Source organism: Rossellomorea sp. DUT-2 (assembly GCF_052665285.1).
In genome coordinates, this window is sequence record NZ_JBQPEO010000004.1 from 17,564 (window position 1) to 35,198 (window position 17,635).

The 17,635-nt window shown below is 43.0% G+C and carries 16 protein-coding genes; 12 read left to right on the forward strand and 4 right to left on the reverse strand.

Annotated features, from left to right (window positions below; translation table 11 throughout):
- Nucleotides 1-158 precede the first annotated feature (158 nt).
- The 5 genes from ACOSV2_RS15485 (at nucleotide 159) to ACOSV2_RS15505 (ending at nucleotide 3,738) form a co-directional block, all read left to right on the forward strand.
- The gene (locus ACOSV2_RS15485; protein WP_428975916.1) at nucleotides 159-1,262 is read left to right on the forward strand and encodes a histidine kinase N-terminal domain-containing protein; all 1,104 of its coding nucleotides are present in this window, start codon (nucleotides 159-161) and stop codon (nucleotides 1,260-1,262) included.
- Between the two features lie 122 nt (nucleotides 1,263-1,384).
- Nucleotides 1,385-1,831, forward strand: a complete 447-nt coding sequence (locus tag ACOSV2_RS15490; RefSeq protein WP_428975917.1) for a type IV pilus modification PilV family protein — start codon at nucleotides 1,385-1,387, stop codon at nucleotides 1,829-1,831.
- Between the two features lie 13 nt (nucleotides 1,832-1,844).
- Entirely contained in the window at nucleotides 1,845-2,279 is a 435-nt protein-coding gene (locus tag ACOSV2_RS15495) for a type II secretion system protein (RefSeq protein ID WP_428975918.1), read from the forward strand.
- Entirely contained in the window at nucleotides 2,272-3,402 is a 1,131-nt protein-coding gene (locus tag ACOSV2_RS15500) for a hypothetical protein (RefSeq protein WP_428975919.1), read from the forward strand. The genes ACOSV2_RS15495 and ACOSV2_RS15500 overlap by 8 nt, the downstream gene beginning before the upstream one ends.
- Nucleotides 3,403-3,522: 120 nt before the next feature.
- On the forward strand, nucleotides 3,523-3,738 hold the full coding sequence (locus tag ACOSV2_RS15505) for a hypothetical protein (RefSeq protein WP_428975920.1): 216 nt from the start codon (nucleotides 3,523-3,525) through the stop codon (nucleotides 3,736-3,738).
- Nucleotides 3,739-3,940: 202 nt separating this feature from the next.
- On the opposite strand, the gene ACOSV2_RS15510 is transcribed toward ACOSV2_RS15505, so the two are convergent.
- The 4 genes from ACOSV2_RS15510 to ACOSV2_RS15525 form a co-directional block, all read right to left on the reverse strand.
- Nucleotides 3,941-4,531, reverse strand: coding sequence for an SCO family protein (locus ACOSV2_RS15510; protein ID WP_428975921.1), 591 nt, complete (start codon nucleotides 4,529-4,531; stop codon nucleotides 3,941-3,943).
- A gap of 65 nt (nucleotides 4,532-4,596) precedes the next feature.
- Complete coding sequence (locus tag ACOSV2_RS15515) at nucleotides 4,597-5,592, reverse strand: aliphatic sulfonate ABC transporter substrate-binding protein (protein ID WP_428975922.1); 996 nt, start codon at nucleotides 5,590-5,592, stop codon at nucleotides 4,597-4,599.
- A 62-nt stretch (nucleotides 5,593-5,654) separates the two neighbouring features.
- Nucleotides 5,655-6,410, reverse strand: coding sequence for an ABC transporter permease (locus tag ACOSV2_RS15520; protein ID WP_428975923.1), 756 nt, complete (start codon nucleotides 6,408-6,410; stop codon nucleotides 5,655-5,657).
- Complete coding sequence (locus tag ACOSV2_RS15525; protein WP_428975924.1) at nucleotides 6,394-7,182, reverse strand: ABC transporter ATP-binding protein; 789 nt, start codon at nucleotides 7,180-7,182, stop codon at nucleotides 6,394-6,396. The genes ACOSV2_RS15520 and ACOSV2_RS15525 overlap by 17 nt, the downstream gene beginning before the upstream one ends.
- A gap of 269 nt (nucleotides 7,183-7,451) precedes the next feature.
- On the opposite strand from ACOSV2_RS15525, the gene ACOSV2_RS15530 reads away from it, so the two are divergent.
- The 7 genes from ACOSV2_RS15530 (at nucleotide 7,452) to galT (ending at nucleotide 17,624) form a co-directional block, all read left to right on the forward strand.
- A complete protein-coding gene (locus ACOSV2_RS15530; RefSeq protein WP_428975925.1) occupies nucleotides 7,452-7,973 on the forward strand; it encodes an RNA polymerase sigma factor in 522 nt (173 codons plus the stop codon).
- A complete protein-coding gene (locus tag ACOSV2_RS15535; protein WP_428975926.1) occupies nucleotides 7,957-9,375 on the forward strand; it encodes a hypothetical protein in 1,419 nt (472 codons plus the stop codon). The genes ACOSV2_RS15530 and ACOSV2_RS15535 overlap by 17 nt, the downstream gene beginning before the upstream one ends.
- 423 nt (nucleotides 9,376-9,798) lie before the next feature.
- Nucleotides 9,799-11,385 (forward strand): solute:sodium symporter family transporter, encoded by a 1,587-nt coding sequence (locus tag ACOSV2_RS15540; protein WP_428975927.1) that lies wholly within the window; start codon nucleotides 9,799-9,801, stop codon nucleotides 11,383-11,385.
- 72 nt (nucleotides 11,386-11,457) lie between these two features.
- The gene (locus ACOSV2_RS15545) at nucleotides 11,458-13,701 is read left to right on the forward strand and encodes an alpha-galactosidase (RefSeq protein ID WP_428975928.1); all 2,244 of its coding nucleotides are present in this window, start codon (nucleotides 11,458-11,460) and stop codon (nucleotides 13,699-13,701) included.
- Between the two features lie 246 nt (nucleotides 13,702-13,947).
- Entirely contained in the window at nucleotides 13,948-15,129 is a 1,182-nt protein-coding gene (locus ACOSV2_RS15550) for a galactokinase (RefSeq protein WP_428975929.1), read from the forward strand.
- Nucleotides 15,126-16,121 (forward strand): UDP-glucose 4-epimerase GalE, encoded by a 996-nt coding sequence (galE, locus tag ACOSV2_RS15555; protein WP_428975930.1) that lies wholly within the window; start codon nucleotides 15,126-15,128, stop codon nucleotides 16,119-16,121. The genes ACOSV2_RS15550 and galE overlap by 4 nt, the downstream gene beginning before the upstream one ends.
- A gap of 6 nt (nucleotides 16,122-16,127) precedes the next feature.
- The gene (gene galT, locus ACOSV2_RS15560) at nucleotides 16,128-17,624 is read left to right on the forward strand and encodes a UDP-glucose--hexose-1-phosphate uridylyltransferase (RefSeq protein WP_428975931.1); all 1,497 of its coding nucleotides are present in this window, start codon (nucleotides 16,128-16,130) and stop codon (nucleotides 17,622-17,624) included.
- Nucleotides 17,625-17,635 lie beyond the last annotated feature (11 nt).

The following is a 17,635-nucleotide window of genomic DNA, read 5'->3' on the forward strand; positions in this document are numbered from 1 at the left end:
TGGCCATTAGTCTTTTTTATCCATTTAAGGAATCTTCAACTGTAAAAATACCAAATGACTATCATCCTGTCCCTCTTTTTCTGTTATGATGATATCAACGAATATTTCGACAATAACCGGAATGAAGGGACTGCCATTTGATGACTAGGGCTTCTGCCATGTTAATAGAATTTCTTGAAAATCATTCAGACGAATTTTTACATAATTGGCGAAAGAGTATCGTCATTTCAGATAATGATTTATATAAAGAAGAAGTGTTGAATAATGGAGTGAAAATGTTTCAGTTAGTAAAGCGTGCGATCGAAACGCCTCTCAGTGAAGAGGAAATCACCTATCTCGCCTATAAGACAGCCCTGGAACGGGTAAACGCAAACGTGAATATAAGCGAGTTTGTCTATAATGTGAATGTGGGGAAAAGTATCATTATCAAGTGGGTGAGTAATTCCGGAATTGAACTCCGGGATTTGCAGCCCATCATTGAAGAAATCAACGCCCTTTTCGACCGTTTCTCTTACTTAGCCGTCAGAAAATACACGGAAATTAAAGAACAGCAGCTCCAGGAAAAGGAATTGTACATCGATCAAACCCATAAAGAACGTCTAACGATCCTTGGCCAGATGAGTTCGAGCTTTGTCCATGAATTCAGAAACCCCCTCACGTCGATCATCGGATTTACTAAGCTCTTGCAAAACGGTTATCCTGAGTTACCTTACCTCGATATTATGCAGCATGAATTGGAGCAACTGAATTACCGGATCTCTCAATTCCTCCATGTGTCGAGGAAGGATTTGATAGAGAGTACAAGGGAAGAGATCATTCTTACAAATCATCTGGAAGATACCATTGAATTTCTATATCCCAGCCTTCTGGATGGTGATGTATCCATTGACTTTCAGTGCGATGCTGCCATCAAGGTGTTGGGAAACAGGGATGAGCTTAGACAGGTCTTTCTTAACCTCATCATGAACTCCATTGACGCCCTTCAGGAAGTAGAAGGAGAACGTCAAATCACCGTTTCATGCGAAGAAGAAGAAGGTAAAACAAAACTGGAAATCTCCAACAACGGTCCGCGGATCAAAGAAGAAACCATCGAAGCCATTTTCGAACCTTTTTACACGACAAAAGACCTCGGAACGGGAATCGGTCTTTATATTTGTAAAAAGCTGATTGAAAAGCATGATGGGGAAATCCGTTGTCAATCGAACGATGAGTGGACGACGTTTACAATCGGTATTCCTGTTCAATCTAATATGGTTATTTAATAGATTTCAGACCAATCGGTGCCGAGCTACGCCCGGCATCGATTTTTTTATTTAGATTTAGTGATTAGTAGAATGTAAATGATATAATCGATATAGGTAAATATGATCAGTTAGAGAGGAGGTTGGATAAGATCATGACGCAAAATGAAAAAGGGATTACGTTACTGGAAGTGCTTTTGTCGATGGTGATCTTATCAATTGTCCTCTTGACGATTGTGAATTTTTTCCCCCAGATGGGCAGGATGAATACGTATAATGGCGAGAAGATGAAGGCTGTGAACTTGGCCAGGGGAGAACTTGCTACGTGGAAGGAAAGGGACAGCCTTGACACACCGCCACCACATTACATATTAAATGAAGGAACAGACCCCCATAACTATCATTATTTCACTTCAACCATAGATGGATTTAAGGTAAATGTAACGATCGATAAACAATCTGATTTGGATACAACAGAATCTCCATCTCTATCTCCATCTCCATCAAAAGCTCATCAAATGCTCATTCAAGTGCTGGAAGATCAAAAAATAGTAAGTGAAACCTACGGATACATGATGGTAAATGACTAAGGGGGTTTCTGAATTGTTACATAACGAACGTGGATTAACGCTTGTGGAAGTCCTTGCTACTTTAACCATTTTGTCCATTATAGGTGCAGTAGTATGGAATGTTTTCTTTCAAGGGATCCATTATACGAAAAAGGCCGTTTCGCAAAATAGCATTCAGCAAGAAGCGAATATTATAACGATGAGGTTGACAAGGATTCATCAGTCTTCTGAATCCTATGAATTGGAAAATCCGGATTGTACCATCAAAGTGAACTACAGTGAACTAGAAGAGGAGTTTCATCATAACGATCTGTGTTTTTCACTGGAAAATGCCCCGGAAGAACCTATCTTACCAAGCAAGATCGATTATCCTTTACTCATCACGATTACAGATAAGCATCATCCCAAAAATAAGTTCGTCATAGATACAACCTTATATAGACTGAAGGGAAGTAACCATAATGAATGATCTAAATAACGAAAAAGGATATGCATTGGTAACCGTTCTATTAATGATGGTCGTTTTTGTGGTAATCTCATTATCCTTCATGGGTCAGTCCTTTAGTAGTGTGAAACAAAATAAGGAAGTGGAGAAGGACTATCAATCGGTTGCATTGGCGGAGATGGGCGTGGAGTATTTTGAAGGTAAGATCAGGAATGTATTGAAAGAAACAGAGATAGACGGGGCAACAAATAGTGAAGATTTAAAAGTGAAAGTTGAAGGGTCCCTGGAGAATGAAAAGGTAGAGATAGAAAATGAAGAATTGGGTTCTTATTTTCAAATAACTAAGAATGATGATTTAACGAACTTTAGTGACCTTAATGAACAAAAGAATGAACTCTTCATCCATTTTAAAAGCATAGGAAGTTCGGGAAGTAAAGAAAATACCTTACATACGACCATGACGATACCAATGAGAATAGGATCGACCTCATCGAAAGAACTACCAGATTTTAATCAAATACAGAAGCCGGAAAATGTTCAGGCAGAATGTAAAAACCCGCCGATTATATATAAAAGTTGTGCGGAGATATTAGTTCTCGGATCCGGGTCTTATCCTCAAAACCATAATAACTTAGATGGCAAACTTATATATACTACCGGAGCACTCATCCTGGACGGTAATGCCAATAACATGGACAATACAAAAATTCATACAGACGGTTCCTTGTCACTCGGGAAGAATATAAATAATGCTACAAACGTGACCCTTGAAGTAAAAGGTGCGATGAGCATTGGAGGGCAGTTAAGATTGGACAGTTCCAAGGTATACGTCGGAGGCAGCATGAGTCTTGACGGGCATATGGATATAGAAGACAAATCCTATACTTATATTGAGGGGGACGCTTCTATTTCCAAACATTTATCCATTGGTACAAACTCAAAAATGTGTGTAGCTGGTAACCTGGAAGCCGGTCAGCTAGATATAGATGGGAAGTTATATGTGAAAGGGTCAGTAGAAGGAAAGATCAAAACTGGACAGCCAACCTATGTAAATCACACTGAATTTGTGAAAAACTGTGGCGTAAGCGACTCCTCTCAAACGTTATCCATTATGTGGGATGAAATTTCTACTGAAGTCGATTATTGATTGTAAATGCAAGCCTTTCACTTTTTGTGGAAGGTTTTTTTATGGGATATTAATGAAATATGTCCACTCTTTCCCATGTTAAAGCTGAATAGTAAATAGGAAATAGTCAGGAGAGTCAGGATGATAAAGGAAGATGGGAGTCTATTCACAGGTTTATTTTGGGGAGTGATGTTCAGTAATCCCGCTTTGGATTTCATTATTCGGGTGGAAAAAGCTGTTGAAGAGCGTTATTGGTTGATTTATTCCGGTACTGCCGTAAATAAAGATTTATCGACAAAGATGCTTGATTATTTGAAAAACGGATCAATTGTTCCTAATTCCAGATTAATTATTTGAAATCAAGATTGTGAAAAACCCAAATCAGGATTAATCTACCGTAATAGTGGATTAATTATTAAAGATAAGTGAAATAATCTTTCTATTTCATATAGTCTCCGAAAATAGTGCTGAAAAACATAAAGAAACAGCTATAAAGTGTTTAGAATAAACTTCAGACATAAATCCATATAAAAAACCTCCTCGATTCCACTCGAAAAGGTCACTTCAACTTCTCAATATCCTCAAGGATCTCCTCATATGGAGGATTCGACACCCCTTCATACTGCTTCAACAAAACCCCATTTTCACTTACTAAATAAAAAGAAGTGCCATGAACGAATTGATTAGATCCTTCCACTTGAGCAGCAGGAGTTTTAAAAGAAACATTGGCAAAAGATTCGATCTCGTCACGGGAATATCCCGTCAAGAAGCTCCAATTCTTATCATCCACTTCATAGCGGCCGCTATATTCCTTCAACACTTCAGGAGAGTCATGTTCGGGATCCACACTAATCGAAACCAGCTGAACTTCCCCATCCAGTCCCGCCTCCGCTATCTTCTTTTGAAGCTTCGACATATTCGCCGTCATCGGAAGACATACGGTATCGCAATTCGTAAAGATGAAATCAGCTATCACAATCTTCCCCTTATTGAGCTCACCTAAAGAAGTAGTCTCCCCATCCTGATCCACCGCAGCCAAATCACCGACCTCTACTTTCATAGGAAAAGACTCCTCAACATTTTCACCCTGGCAGCCTGCCAACAAGAAAAGAGATAAGGCAACCGTAGCAATATTAGATATTACTCTCACTTCACATTCTCCTTCTGAAATAGAGGTCCGTCCCTCTCACCAGAAGAGGGACGGACCTTGTCAGGTTAGTCTATAAACTGTTTATCAATTAAATCGGTGAATTTTGGTTTTTCTTTCAGGAACTTCAGTTCATAGGATGAGTCAGCGAAGGCTTGAACGGCATCGGAGTCCACTTTGTAAGTGAAGCCGATTCGTTCCCAAGCCTGGTCGACGACTTTCTTGCTTAGTTCTTGGCCGGTTACGTCTTTCACGTCCTTAATCGTGATTTCTTTTGCTTCTTCCGGATTTTCAGCGATGAAAGAAGTCGCTTCTTTATGTGCGTCCACGATTTTTTGAATGGTGTCCGGATTTTCTTTTACGGATTTTCCAGAGGCTACAAGTACTGATGCTGGTAATGTTTCACCGAATGAAATCTCATCATGATCGATGATGATGTTGGCACCTGTTTCCTGTTGAATCACGGCTGCCCAAGGTTCCGGCGCTACGGCAATATCGACTTTCCCTGATTTCAACATATTGGCATATTGTGCCGGGTTTCCGGTTACATGTTTCATCGTCCCACCGATACGTTGAGATTCAATGCCGTGTTCTTTCAAGAATGTTTCGACCTGAACATCATGTGTACAACCGACGGCAGGGGTGATGAAGGATTTACCTGCAAAGTCGTCCACGGTCTTTACGCCGCTTTCCTTACTTGCAAGAACCACGGTTCCACCAGTGGATCCCCCACCGATGATCTTCACGTCAGCCCCGGTCATGTAGTTGTTCATAGCTGGACCAGGTCCGACAAGACCGGCATCAATTTCGCCTGTTTTCAAAGCGGTCATAAACGATGAACCATCGGGGAAGGTTTTGTATTCAATCTTTGTACCGTCACCCAGCTGTTTTTCGTAAAATCCTTTGTCCTTTGCAACCATTGCGGGAACGTGATTAATATTCGGGAAGTAACCGATGACGACCTTCTTGCTTACGTCACCGCCTGAGCTTTTTTCCGTACCGCAGCCTGCTAAAACACCTAGGAATGTAAAGAAAATCGTCATGAGTAGAAATGCTTTTTTCATTTTGTAACCTCCTGTTTTTTTTAATGAGGCAGGCGATTGTCACCTGCCGTATTTTTCTATGCTTAAGACTCCAATCCCCAACGCTTAATCACTGATCTTTCAATACGCTGGAAAATCAGTTGATCCACGATGGCACCGATGACGCCAATGATGATCATCACGGCAATGACAAGGCTCATGTCACCAAAATCGGATGCGTATCGGAGGGTGTAACCGAGTCCGGGACCGGTGCTTAATAGTTCCCCTGCCATCAGCGCTCTCCAGGCGAAGGCCCATGCAAGGCGTGCACCCGTGACCACATAAGGAATCGATGCCGGAAAGATGACTCGAATGAATAAGTCCAAACCTCTCGACCCCATCGTTTGTGCTGCTTTTAAAAAGAGGGGAGAGACGTTTTTTATGCCCATTCGAATGTTGAGTGCCATGACGAATGTACCGCCGAGGATAACGACGAAAATGACCGCTTTTTCATTGAGTCCGAACCACATGATAGCCAGTGGCAGCCAGACAATACTCGGTACACTTTGGAAAGCCAGCAGTAAAGATCCCAGTGTATCGTCAGCCGTTTTTGATTTGGCCAGAAGAACGCCTATGCTGGTTCCAATAAGCAACGAAATCCCTAACCCGATGAATAAACGTTTGAAGCTCGCGATAAGGTCAATGATCAAGGTTTGATCTGCTATTCCTGTAAAAAGGGCCTGGAAAACGGAAGTGGGAGAGGGGAGGACCACTTCTGTCCATAGTCCGAATCGTGATCCCGATTCCCAAAGGCCGATAATGAGGGCAAAAAAGATGATGCGTTTAAGAGCTGTGTTCATAGGCCAATTCCTCACTTATCACTTTGTCGATTTCTTTCTTTAAATAGCTCATAATATGTTCTTCAATCTTTACCATTTCCTCTTTATGAGCATCCCGGGGACGGGGAAGATCCACTTTGATATCTGTCAATATCGTACCGGGTCGGGTACCCATGACGATGATCCGGTCTGAAAGCTTAATAGATTCAGAGATGCTGTGAGTGACGAACAGGACGGTTTTCTTCGTTTCCATCCAAATCGTTTCAAGCTGGTGGTGAAGACGGGAGCGTGTTTGTTCATCCAGTGCACCGAATGGTTCATCCATGAGAAGGATTTCAGGGTTCATGGAGAGAGCCCGTGCAATCGCCACCCGCTGCTGCATCCCTCCCGACAGCTCATGAGGGTAATGATCCTGATAGTTTCCCAGCTGGACCATATGTAAGTACTTGGCGGCTTGCTGCTTCGCTTCTTTTTTTGACATCTCTTTTTTGAGAGGGAACGTCACGTTGTCACGGACATTCAGCCATGGAAAAAGGGCAGCTTGCTGAAACACCATCCCCCGGTCTTTTCCGGGCTTCTTGATCGGATTTCCATCTACAAGAATTTCTCCCGAAGTCGAGCTGGTCAGTCCTGCCACAATGGAGAGGAGCGTAGACTTTCCGCATCCTGAAGGTCCCAGGATAGAAACAAACTCCCCCTTATCAATCTCAAGGTTAATATCTTTAAGAACATCGGATGGTTTTCCTGACTTATCGAGGTATTGCTTATGGAGATGGTTGATCTGTATAAACATGTTATCACCCTTATCTTATAATTCATATTAGTTTAGTCGGAATATAAATAATGTAATTATAGTATATTGGGGGAGGTTGTCAAGGTTTCCTTTATTTTGGAGGGGTTAGATAAACCGGTGCCTGGCACCGAATTTAACCATTAGTATGGCATAGGTATGTTCACCGTGTTGAAAATAATTTCATTAAATTGGAAAATAAATCTAAAAAGTGAAATGATTTCAACTTCTGTATCGTCTAATATATAAAAGAAAAAAAGCGGGGGAATGGGATGTCCAACAATAGATTGGTCGCAGATTGGTTTCGGCTCTACAGTGATCCTATATATACATTCTTGGTATATCGGATGGGTTCCGCTGATGTGGAAGATCTTGTTCAGGAAGTTTTCATTCGGGCACTGAATTCCGTGGACTCTTTTGAGGGAAAAGCAAATCCGAAAACATGGTTATATTCCATCGCCAGGAATCTGGCCCTTGATGAACTTAGAAAGATGAAGAGGAATAAATGGTCCATTACTTCTTTTTCCCCAAAAAATCATGAAGCCGCTTCATTAGAAACACCTGAATCTCTTTATTTTCTGAATGAAGGAAGTCGAGAACTTCTAGCCACTATTCAGAAGCTTAAATCCAATTATCGGGATGTGATGGTTTTGAAAGGAATAAATGGCTTTGACGTAAAAGAAACGGCCATCATTCTTGGGTGGACGGAAAACAAAGTTCGAATCACCTATCACCGTGCGTGTAAAAAGCTGCAATCCATAACAGGAGGATATACAAATGAAGAATCACAATGAAGCCAATTTACGAAAAAAGCTTCCCCCGCTTCAATTAAATGACGAGGCGAAAGAACGGATTCATACATCCATACTTCATCATGAACCTTCACCGCCATCACGGAAGAAAGTATGGAAAGAGGGCAGACTTGGCAGCATTGCGGCTGCAGCTGTAGGGTTACTGGTTTTTTCAATCTTGACGGTATATATCATTTCCGAAACAGAAAAAGATAAAGCAAATCAGTTATTCGCTGATGCTGAGGAAAACATTCAAGCGGTTTATGAAGAAATGGAATTGAACCTGCAAGAAACGGAAGAGGGCGGATTATTAAAAACGATTGAACCTTCAGAACTAAAGTCGGCTCAAGTATCACTCCGAAATGCTGAGAAGGAAATTTTGAAAAGTGGAGAAGAAAAGGAAAGGGAACTGCGTCAACATTTAATCCCGATGATGAAAGAAATAGAGGATTATAACCAAGCCGTTCCAGTGGCCAATGAGCTTCAACAGAATATTAACGAAGTAAGCAGTCTCCTGGAGAAAAGTCCTTTAGAAGAAAAAATGGCTGAAAAGGTAGCTTCAATAAAAAGCGAACTGACAGACAAATTAAAGACATTCGACAAACTTGAAAGCTCATCCCTTAGAGCGTTTTTCACTACTCATTATTCATCACAGGTGAATCATATTGATCAAACGTTAAATCAATATAAGGAAGTACAAGAAGAAATCCAAAACCTTATAGCAATTGCAGAAGATCAATCATTAAACGAACAGGATTTCGAACATCAAGCAGAGAGAATGATGAAACAGGTCAACCTTTTGCCGGATAATCAAACGACTGCTGAATTGAAAGAAGAAATACTGTCGGCAAAAGATGGATTCTATAAGGTTAAAGAAGAGGTGGAAAACAAAAAGCGGCTTGAAGAAGAAGCGAGTCTTGAAAAGAAAAAGGTAAGCAGCAGCGAGGTAAGAAGTGCCTCTACAGATGAGAAAGAAAATGAAGATATAAACCAAGGCAGTACTGATGACGAACTATACCCGATGGAATTCACCATGACTGATTCTAACGGACATACGTTTAAGCTAAGTCGTGATTTTGACATATATAAAATCGGTAAGGAGTATGATGAAATTGCCAGAAGGTACGGAGGGCGTTTCTACTATACTCCAAACTCAGATATGACACACGTTATTATAGGCAGAAAGATCATAGCGACCGTTTCTCTCGTATCTGCAGCTGACCTGGAATATAAAGACCTCTTTATCGATTTGATGTCACATCGATCAAAAAAATATACAAGGGATCAATTCGCCTCCATTGTAGCCGAGGTTATACAGAGTGGTGAGCCGTATAAAGTGGAGGAAGGAAATTCAGGAGAATTACTCTTGGTGGAAGATGGAATGTTGGTTTATCATGGATGGTAGAGAAATTTATGTAAGTAATTTATATGCTCGATTGATTGCGTGAAAAGCCAGAAGAGACATCCTTTATCTGATAAAGGGTGTCTTTTTTAATTCCTTTTACAGGGTTCCATGAACAAATCAGCTATCTGGTGACTGAAATCCAATACTTTGATGAAAATTTACACCCTCTCAACATTTGTCCCATAAGCCGGCCTTCTTCTAAAAAATTCCGATACAGTGGACTTTTAAGCAATTTTCTTGTCCGCAAATCGAAGCTTTCATTCTCTCTGGTAAAAAATAATAGTAAAATTAAATTATTTTATTTACTAAAATGTTTACTATAATAGCGCTTTCACGTTATACTGTTTTTAAAGATTTAGAAAAGTCTTCATTCAGCTTTGATAAAGTAGCTAAAAGAGAGATTGATAGAGAGGAGTTTCAACTATGGTATTCACAATTGTTTCCTTCGTGTTTTTCACGCTTCTTGTTGCGTTGATTTCGTATTGGAAAACAAAGGACGAGGATCTGGGAACACAGGAAGGGTATTTTCTTGCAGGGCGCAGCTTGACTGGATGGGTGATCGGGGGATCGCTTATGCTTACGAACTTGTCGACGGAGCAGCTGATCGGCCTGAATGCCCAAGGTTACACCGATAATATGTCGGTGATGGGCTGGGAAGTGGGATCGGCTATTGCTCTTGTTCTTGTAGCGTTTTATTTACTTCCCCGTTATTTAAAAGGGGGAATTACGACGATACCTGATTTTCTTGAAGAGCGATTTGACTCTGGTACGAAGCAAATTGTTACGATTCTATTCTTGTTCGGGTATGTGTTTAACTTATTGCCTCCAATCCTTTATTCCGGGGCAGTGGCACTGAGTGGGATCTTCAATGTTCCTGAAATGTTGGGAGTGGACCGTACAACGGCACTTTGGATCACGGTTTGGTCGATTGGGATCATTGGTTCCTTGTATGCCATTTTCGGTGGATTGAAAGCGGTTGCTGTTTCCGATACCATCAACGGAGTCGGGCTTTTGATTGGTGGATTGATGATTCCGGTCATTGGATTGGTTGTTCTGGGGGATGGTTCCCTCTTTAAAGGGTTCGGCACCATCATGGAAAATACACCCGAGAAACTGAATGCGATTGGGAAGCCGGAAGATCCGGTTCCGTTCAGCACGATGTTCACGGGAATGCTTTTGGTGAATCTTTTCTATTGGGGAACAGCTCAGCATATTATGCAGCGTGCTCTTGCCGCGAAGAATCTGAAGGAAGGTCAGAAAGGGGTTCTGATTGCAGCAGCATTGAAATTGATCGGACCATTTTTCTTAATTCTGCCTGGGATCATCGCGTTTAACATGTTTGGGGAAAATCTTGAGCCGACGGATGCTTATCCACGATTGGTGAATGAGATCCTGCCGACTCCTCTTGTAGGGTTCTTTGCAGCTGTATTGTTCGGGGCGATCTTATCGTCATTTAATTCAGCGCTTAACTCTTCTGTCACACTGTTTACGTTAAATATTTATAAGCCGTACGTGAAACCGGGTGCTTCTGATAAGCAGCTTGTCAAAAACGGGAAATATTTCGGGGTCTTACTGGCCGTTTTCGCCATGATTTTGGCACCGCTCATTGAAAAGGCGCCGCAAGGATTCTTCCAGTACCTGCAAATTGTAAACGGATTCTACAACGTGCCGATCTTTACGATTATCATTATTGGGTACATGACGAAACGGGTACCGGCGATTGCAGCGAAAATTTCGCTATTTGTGTTCATTACATTGTATGCGATTACACAGTTATTCTGGGATACAGGTCTGCACTTCCTGCATATTTTAGGGATTCTTTTCGTTCTATGTTCCGCACTGATGCTCGTTATCGGGAAGTTCAAGCCGAGAGACACGGAGTATACGCTGCAGGAATCCCATAAGGTGGATATGACACCATGGAAAATTGTCTATCCAATCGGGATTGCTTGTACGATTGCGATGATTATCATTTATATGGTCTTCTCTCCTGTAGGAATCGGAGCGTAGGCTTACAACAAAACAGTCAGGTGTTTGCCTGGCTGTTTTTCTTCTATATTCAAATAAATGGGAGGTCCCTCAATGAAAAAGAATACACGCATTCACGTTAACGAATCCAACAAAGAGTTTCACCTGCAAGGGGAAAATATCAGTTATATTTTCAATGTGCTGAGAAATGGGCAGCTTGGACATCTTCATTATGGGAAGAAGGTTCGTCATCGTGACGATTTTTCCCATCTTTACAAAGAAGAGCATCGAGCGACTTCTTCGTGCGTATTCGAAGGGGATTTATCTTTCTCACTGGACTTCCTTCGTCAGGAATACCCGGGCTACGGGACAACCGATTACCGTGAGCCAGCCTTTCAGATCCTTCAGGAAAACGGGAGCCGCATCACGGATTTTCGTTATGACGGCTATCGGATCATTCCAGGAAAGCCCTTGCTTAACGGGCTTCCTGCCACATATACAGAAAACGATTCTGAAGCAGAGACCCTTGAAATTACACTGCGTGACAAGCTGCTTGATGCAAGGATCGTTCTTTTATATTCCGTTTATAAAAACCGGGACGCGATCGTACGTTCAGCGAAATTCGTGAATGACGGGAATCAAAAACTTCAACTGGATCGTTCATTAAGCTGTTCGGTTGATTTGCCTGATTCTACTTTTGATCTCGTTCAGTTATCCGGTGGCTGGTCAAGGGAACGTCATGTGAAAACGAGATCTTTACAGCCAGGGATCCAAAGTATTTCAAGTACGCGTGGAACGAGCAGCAGTCAGCAAAACCCGTTCCTCGCTCTCAAGCGTCCTGAAACGACCGAGCATCAAGGAGAGGTCTTTGGGTTTAGTCTGGTGTACAGCGGAAACTTCCTGGCTCAGGCTGAAGTGGATCAGTATGATGTCACACGGGTTTCCATGGGAATCAACCCCTTTGATTTCAGCTGGCTTCTGGAGAGTGGCGAAAGTTTCCAAACCCCGGAAGTGGTCATGGCTTATTCAGATGCCGGATTGAATGGACTCAGCAGGGAGTATCACGATTTATACAGAAGCAGGCTTGCTCGCGGCATGTGGCGTGACAAAGCACGTCCGGTTCTGATCAACAACTGGGAAGCCACCTATTTTGATTTTGATGAAGAGAAAATTTTAACGATCGCTCGCACGGCCAAAGACATGGGAGTGGAGTTGTTTGTACTGGATGACGGCTGGTTCGGGAAGCGGAATGATGATACAACCTCACTGGGGGACTGGTTTGTCGATGAGGACAAGCTTCCCGAAGGCATACCGTCCCTTGCGGAGAAAATCAAGCAGTTGGGCATGGATTTCGGTTTATGGTTCGAGCCTGAAATGGTATCGAAGGTTAGCGAACTTTATCAGGAGCACCCAGACTGGATCATTCATGTCCCTGGCAGATCACCTTCTCACGGACGTCATCAATATGTACTCGATTTTTCCAGAAAAGAAGTGGTGGACCATATTTATAACATGATGGCGGATGTGTTGGAAGAAGCCCCTATTTCGTATGTGAAATGGGATATGAACCGTTATATGACTGAGGTTGGTTCAGTGGCACTCCCGTCCGGACGTCAGCGGGAAGTCCCCCACCGATATATCCTCGGTGTGTATGATTTGTATGAAAGGCTGACTTCTGCCTTTCCTCATATCCTATTTGAATCCTGTGCAAGCGGCGGGGCGCGGTTTGATCCGGGTATGCTGTACTATGCTCCTCAAGCTTGGACCAGTGACGATACGGATGCAGTGGAACGACTGAAAATCCAATTTGGGACATCACTGGTGTATCCGCTCAGCTCAATGGGGGCTCACGTATCGGAGGTTCCGAATCATCAGGTAAGACGGATTACTTCCTTGAAAACAAGAGGAAATACGGCTTTCTTTGGTGTTTTCGGGTACGAACTTGATGTGACGAAAATGACTGATCAAGAGAAGGAACAGGTGAAAGCCCAGATCGATTTTTATAAAAAGCATCGAAATACCCTTCAGTACGGGGATTTTCACCGACTGATCAGTCCGTTTGAGGGGGATGGAAACGTGACTTCCTGGATGACTGTGTCCGCTGATCGAAAAGAAGCGATCGCGGGTTATTATCAAGTGCTTTCTAAACCGAATCATGGATATGAAAGACTTTTACTGAAAGGTCTTCATCCGGATAAGGAATATCGCATTAAGGGAAGGAAGGGAACCTATTTCGGAGATGAACTCATGCATGTAGGGATACAGCTAGATAGCGGCTATTCCGGCACCCAACTTGGCGGTATCGAAGAGTCGGGTGACTTTACTTCTGAAATCTATATTCTATCTGAGGTGGATTGAAAACATTTTAAAAACATCAGGCCGTGATTGATTGAGGTCTGATGTTTTTTTACACCTAATCTATAGACAAAGAAAACTTAGTAAAACTTTTACTAAAATTTTATTGACCTTTTCCCTGCCTTGATTTATCATGGGGTTGAAAGCGGTTTCTGTAATTTCAAAATATATCCGCGAAATTCTATACAGAACTCTCGCGACATGAACGATATAACGCAATGATCGGTATAAATAGTAGGAGGAATCAGAATGGATGTTCAGCAACTTTTGAGGAGCTTTAAAGAGATTTTCGGCAGTGAAGCAAACCGTGTCTTTTTTGCCCCTGGACGTATCAACTTAATTGGGGAACACACGGATTATAACGGAGGGCATGTGTTTCCATGTGCGATTACGTTCGGCACCTATGCAGCAGCGAGAATTAGGGAAGACCGTCTGGTGCGCCTTTATTCTTTGAACTTTGACCATACTGGCGTAATAGAATTTGATCTCGACAGCCTGGAATATGATCAAGATCATGATTGGGCGAATTACCCGAAAGGAGTGATCCGTTATTTGAAGGATGCAAACTATTCCATTAATACTGGAATGGACGTTCTTTTTTACGGGAATATTCCGAACGGAGCAGGTTTATCTTCATCGGCTTCAATTGAATTGGCGACAGGTGTCATGCTCCAAGGACTGTTCGAACTGGATATAGACCGGATCGATCTCGTCAAGACGGGTCAAAAGGTGGAAAACGAGTTTATCGGCGTGAATAGCGGAATCATGGATCAATTTGCGATTGGAATGGGGAAAGAGGGAGCCGGCATTTTACTGGATACCAACACCCTCCACTATCAATATGCTCCGATCGATCTTGAGCATCACAATATCATCATCATGAATTCCAATAAACGACGGGAACTGGCAGGGTCAAAATACAATGAGCGAAGAACGGAATGCGAATCTGCTCTTGAAAGCCTGCAATCGGTGACGGATATCGGTTCGTTGGGTGAGCTGACGGAAGAGGGATTCGAGCTTTATAAGCATGCGATCCCAAACGAAACCGAACAGAAAAGGGCCAAGCATGCTGTCTACGAAAATCGCCGTACGCTTAAAGCTCTTAAATTTTTACAAAACGGACAGCTTCATGAGTTCGGGAAGTTGATGAATGAATCCCATGTATCGCTCCGTGACGATTATGAAGTGACGGGAAAAGAGCTGGATGCTCTTGTAGAAGCAGCGTGGAATCAACAGGGCGTAGTGGGAGCGAGGATGACCGGAGCAGGCTTCGGTGGCTGCGCGATTGCCATTGTGGAAAAGGATTATGTGGAGAATTTCATTAACGGAGTAGGAGAGAAATACAAGAATTATATAGGGTATGAAGCAACCTTCTATGTAGCAAGTATCGGTAATGGTGCAACAGAATTAGACAAAGAGGTGATCGTATGAACGTGTTAGTGCTCGGCGGTGCAGGTTATGTTGGTTCTCATGCGGTATTTCAGCTTGTAGAGCAGGGATACAGAACCATTGTTGTGGATAATTTGGAAACTGGTCATAGAGGAGCGGTTCACGAGGACGCGGTTTTCTATAACGGAGATATCCGGGATAAAGACTTTCTGCGATCTGTGTTTGAAAAAGAAAACATTGATGGGGTGATCCATTTTGCCGCGAATTCCCTTGTCGGCGAATCTATGGAGAATCCACTCAAGTACTTTGATAACAATGTGTATGGTACCCAGATAACCCTTGAGGTGATGAACGAATTCGGTGTGAAGCATATCGTCTTTTCATCTACGGCTGCAACATACGGAGAGCCGGAGCAGGTGCCGATCACAGAGAAGATGCCGACCGCACCGACCAACGCCTACGGGGAAACGAAGCTTGCCATGGAAAAAATGATGAGATGGTGTGATGAGGCATATGGGATCAAGTTTGTTTCTCTCCGCTATTTCAATGTGGCTGGTGCCCGCTGCGAAATTGGTGAGGATCACACTCCTGAGACTCATTTGATTCCGATCATCCTTCAGGTGGCACTAGAACAACGTGATTATATCACGATCTTTGGAGATGACTATGACACTCCTGACGGGACATGCATCCGTGATTATATTCATGTGGATGATTTGATTGAAGCCCATATCCTTGCCCTTGATTACCTGAAGCGAACAGGCGAAAGTAATATTTTCAACCTGGGAAGCAGCCAAGGGTTTTCGGTAAAAGAAATGATCCACGCTGCAAGAGAAGTGACCGGGCATCCTATCCCTGAGAAAATCGGCAAAAGAAGAGCAGGTGACCCGAGCAAATTGATCGCTTCCTCTGAAAAGGCGAAAGAAATGCTGGGCTGGACCCCATCCCGTACCTCGATAACCAAAATGATCGGGGATGCCTGGGAGTGGCACGAAACCCATCCGTATGGATACAACGACAGAAAGGGAGAGTGACCGAGGATGAGCATTTTCTTGACCATTGATGCGATTGTCAAAAAGGCGATAGAGGCGGAACTAATCGGGAAAGAGGATGAAGTCTATGCCCGGAACCGGATCCTTGCCCTTTTAAAAATGGAAGAGTACAAGACTGAAAAGACAAATTCATTCGACGATTTCTCCATTCCCGACCTGCTTGAAACATTAACGGTTTATGCAGTGGAAAATGGAATCATCGAAGATCTGTTTGATCATAAAGAAATGTTCACGGCTACTGTGATGGACTGTTTTGTGGCACGTCCATCTGTCATCAATCAAACGTTTGCTGCCCATTATAAACAAGATCCCAAACAGGCAACCGATTACTTTTACCAGCTAAGTCAGGACAGCAATTACATCCAGACGAAGCGGATCAGTCAAAACATCAGCTACAAGGTGGATACCGAATACGGGGAACTTGATATTACGATCAATCTATCCAAGCCGGAAAAAGATCCAAAGCAAATTGCCCTGGAAAAGTCGATGCCGAAAAAGGATCAGACGTATCCACAGTGTTTATTATGTATTGAAAATGAAGGGTACCAGGGGAGAATAGGTCACCCTGCCAGGGTCAATCATCGGATGATTCGCTTGAATCTTGCTGATGAAGGCTGGATGCTGCAGTATTCACCTTATGTCTATTACAACGAACACTGCATTGTGTTATCGGAAACCCATCGTCCGATGGAAATCAACCGTGCCGGATTCGAGCGACTGCTTCATTTCGTCGACCAGTTCCCTCATTATTTTGCCGGTTCGAATGCAGACCTTCCGATAGTCGGTGGATCGATCCTTTCCCACGATCACTATCAGGGTGGACATTATGACTTTGCCATGGCGAAGGCGGAAAAAGAATACCCCTTTTCTATGAGCCATCATCCTGAAGTGGAAGCTGCGATTGTGAAGTGGCCGATGTCGGTGATCCGCTTGAACAGTGAAAACATGGAAGCACTATTAGATGCAGCGGAGGATATTTTATCAGGGTGGAGAGGGTATAGTGACCATGAAGTTGAGGTCCTTGCCTTTACCGGGGACACACCTCACAACACCATTACACCCATCGCCCGCATGCGAAACGGGAAGTATGAAATGGACCTCGTCCTAAGGAACAACCGGACGAATGAGGAACATCCAATGGGCATATTCCATCCTCATGAAGATGTCCATCATATCAAGAAAGAAAACATCGGCTTGATCGAAGTGATGGGACTTGCCGTTCTGCCGGCCCGCTTGAAAGATGAATTGTTGGAAGTTGAAAAGTCCCTGCTGGGTGAAGCCCATCAGGTGGCAGACTACCATAAGCCATGGGTGGAACAGTTGAAGGACCGTTACCAAGGCGAAGTGACCATTGACAATGTCGGTGGCATCGTCAGAGAAGAATTAGGAGTGAAATTCTCCCGTGTCCTTGAAGATGCCGGAGTATTCAAGCGGGATGAAAGAGGACAGAAGGCATTTATGAGGTTTGTGGATGGGTTTCAATAGGTTTTGAACCG

Bases quoted from the DNA above. Each gene is read 5' to 3' on its own strand.
- ACOSV2_RS15485 (WP_428975916.1), top strand. From the start codon at position 159: ATGTTAATAGAATTTCTTGAAAATCATTCAGACGAATTTTTACATAAT.
- ACOSV2_RS15500 (WP_428975919.1), top strand. From the start codon at position 2,272: ATGAATGATCTAAATAACGAAAAAGGATATGCATTGGTAACCGTTCTA.
- ACOSV2_RS15505 (WP_428975920.1), top strand. From the start codon at position 3,523: ATGATAAAGGAAGATGGGAGTCTATTCACAGGTTTATTTTGGGGAGTG.
- ACOSV2_RS15515 (WP_428975922.1), bottom strand. From the start codon at position 5,592: ATGAAAAAAGCATTTCTACTCATGACGATTTTCTTTACATTCCTAGGT.
- ACOSV2_RS15520 (WP_428975923.1), bottom strand. From the start codon at position 6,410: ATGAACACAGCTCTTAAACGCATCATCTTTTTTGCCCTCATTATCGGC.
- ACOSV2_RS15525 (WP_428975924.1), bottom strand. From the start codon at position 7,182: ATGTTTATACAGATCAACCATCTCCATAAGCAATACCTCGATAAGTCA.
- ACOSV2_RS15530 (WP_428975925.1), top strand. From the start codon at position 7,452: ATGTCCAACAATAGATTGGTCGCAGATTGGTTTCGGCTCTACAGTGAT.
- ACOSV2_RS15535 (WP_428975926.1), top strand. From the start codon at position 7,957: ATGAAGAATCACAATGAAGCCAATTTACGAAAAAAGCTTCCCCCGCTT.
- ACOSV2_RS15540 (WP_428975927.1), top strand. From the start codon at position 9,799: ATGGTATTCACAATTGTTTCCTTCGTGTTTTTCACGCTTCTTGTTGCG.
- ACOSV2_RS15545 (WP_428975928.1), top strand. From the start codon at position 11,458: ATGAAAAAGAATACACGCATTCACGTTAACGAATCCAACAAAGAGTTT.
- ACOSV2_RS15550 (WP_428975929.1), top strand. From the start codon at position 13,948: ATGGATGTTCAGCAACTTTTGAGGAGCTTTAAAGAGATTTTCGGCAGT.
- galE (WP_428975930.1), top strand. From the start codon at position 15,126: ATGAACGTGTTAGTGCTCGGCGGTGCAGGTTATGTTGGTTCTCATGCG.
- galT (WP_428975931.1), top strand. From the start codon at position 16,128: ATGAGCATTTTCTTGACCATTGATGCGATTGTCAAAAAGGCGATAGAG.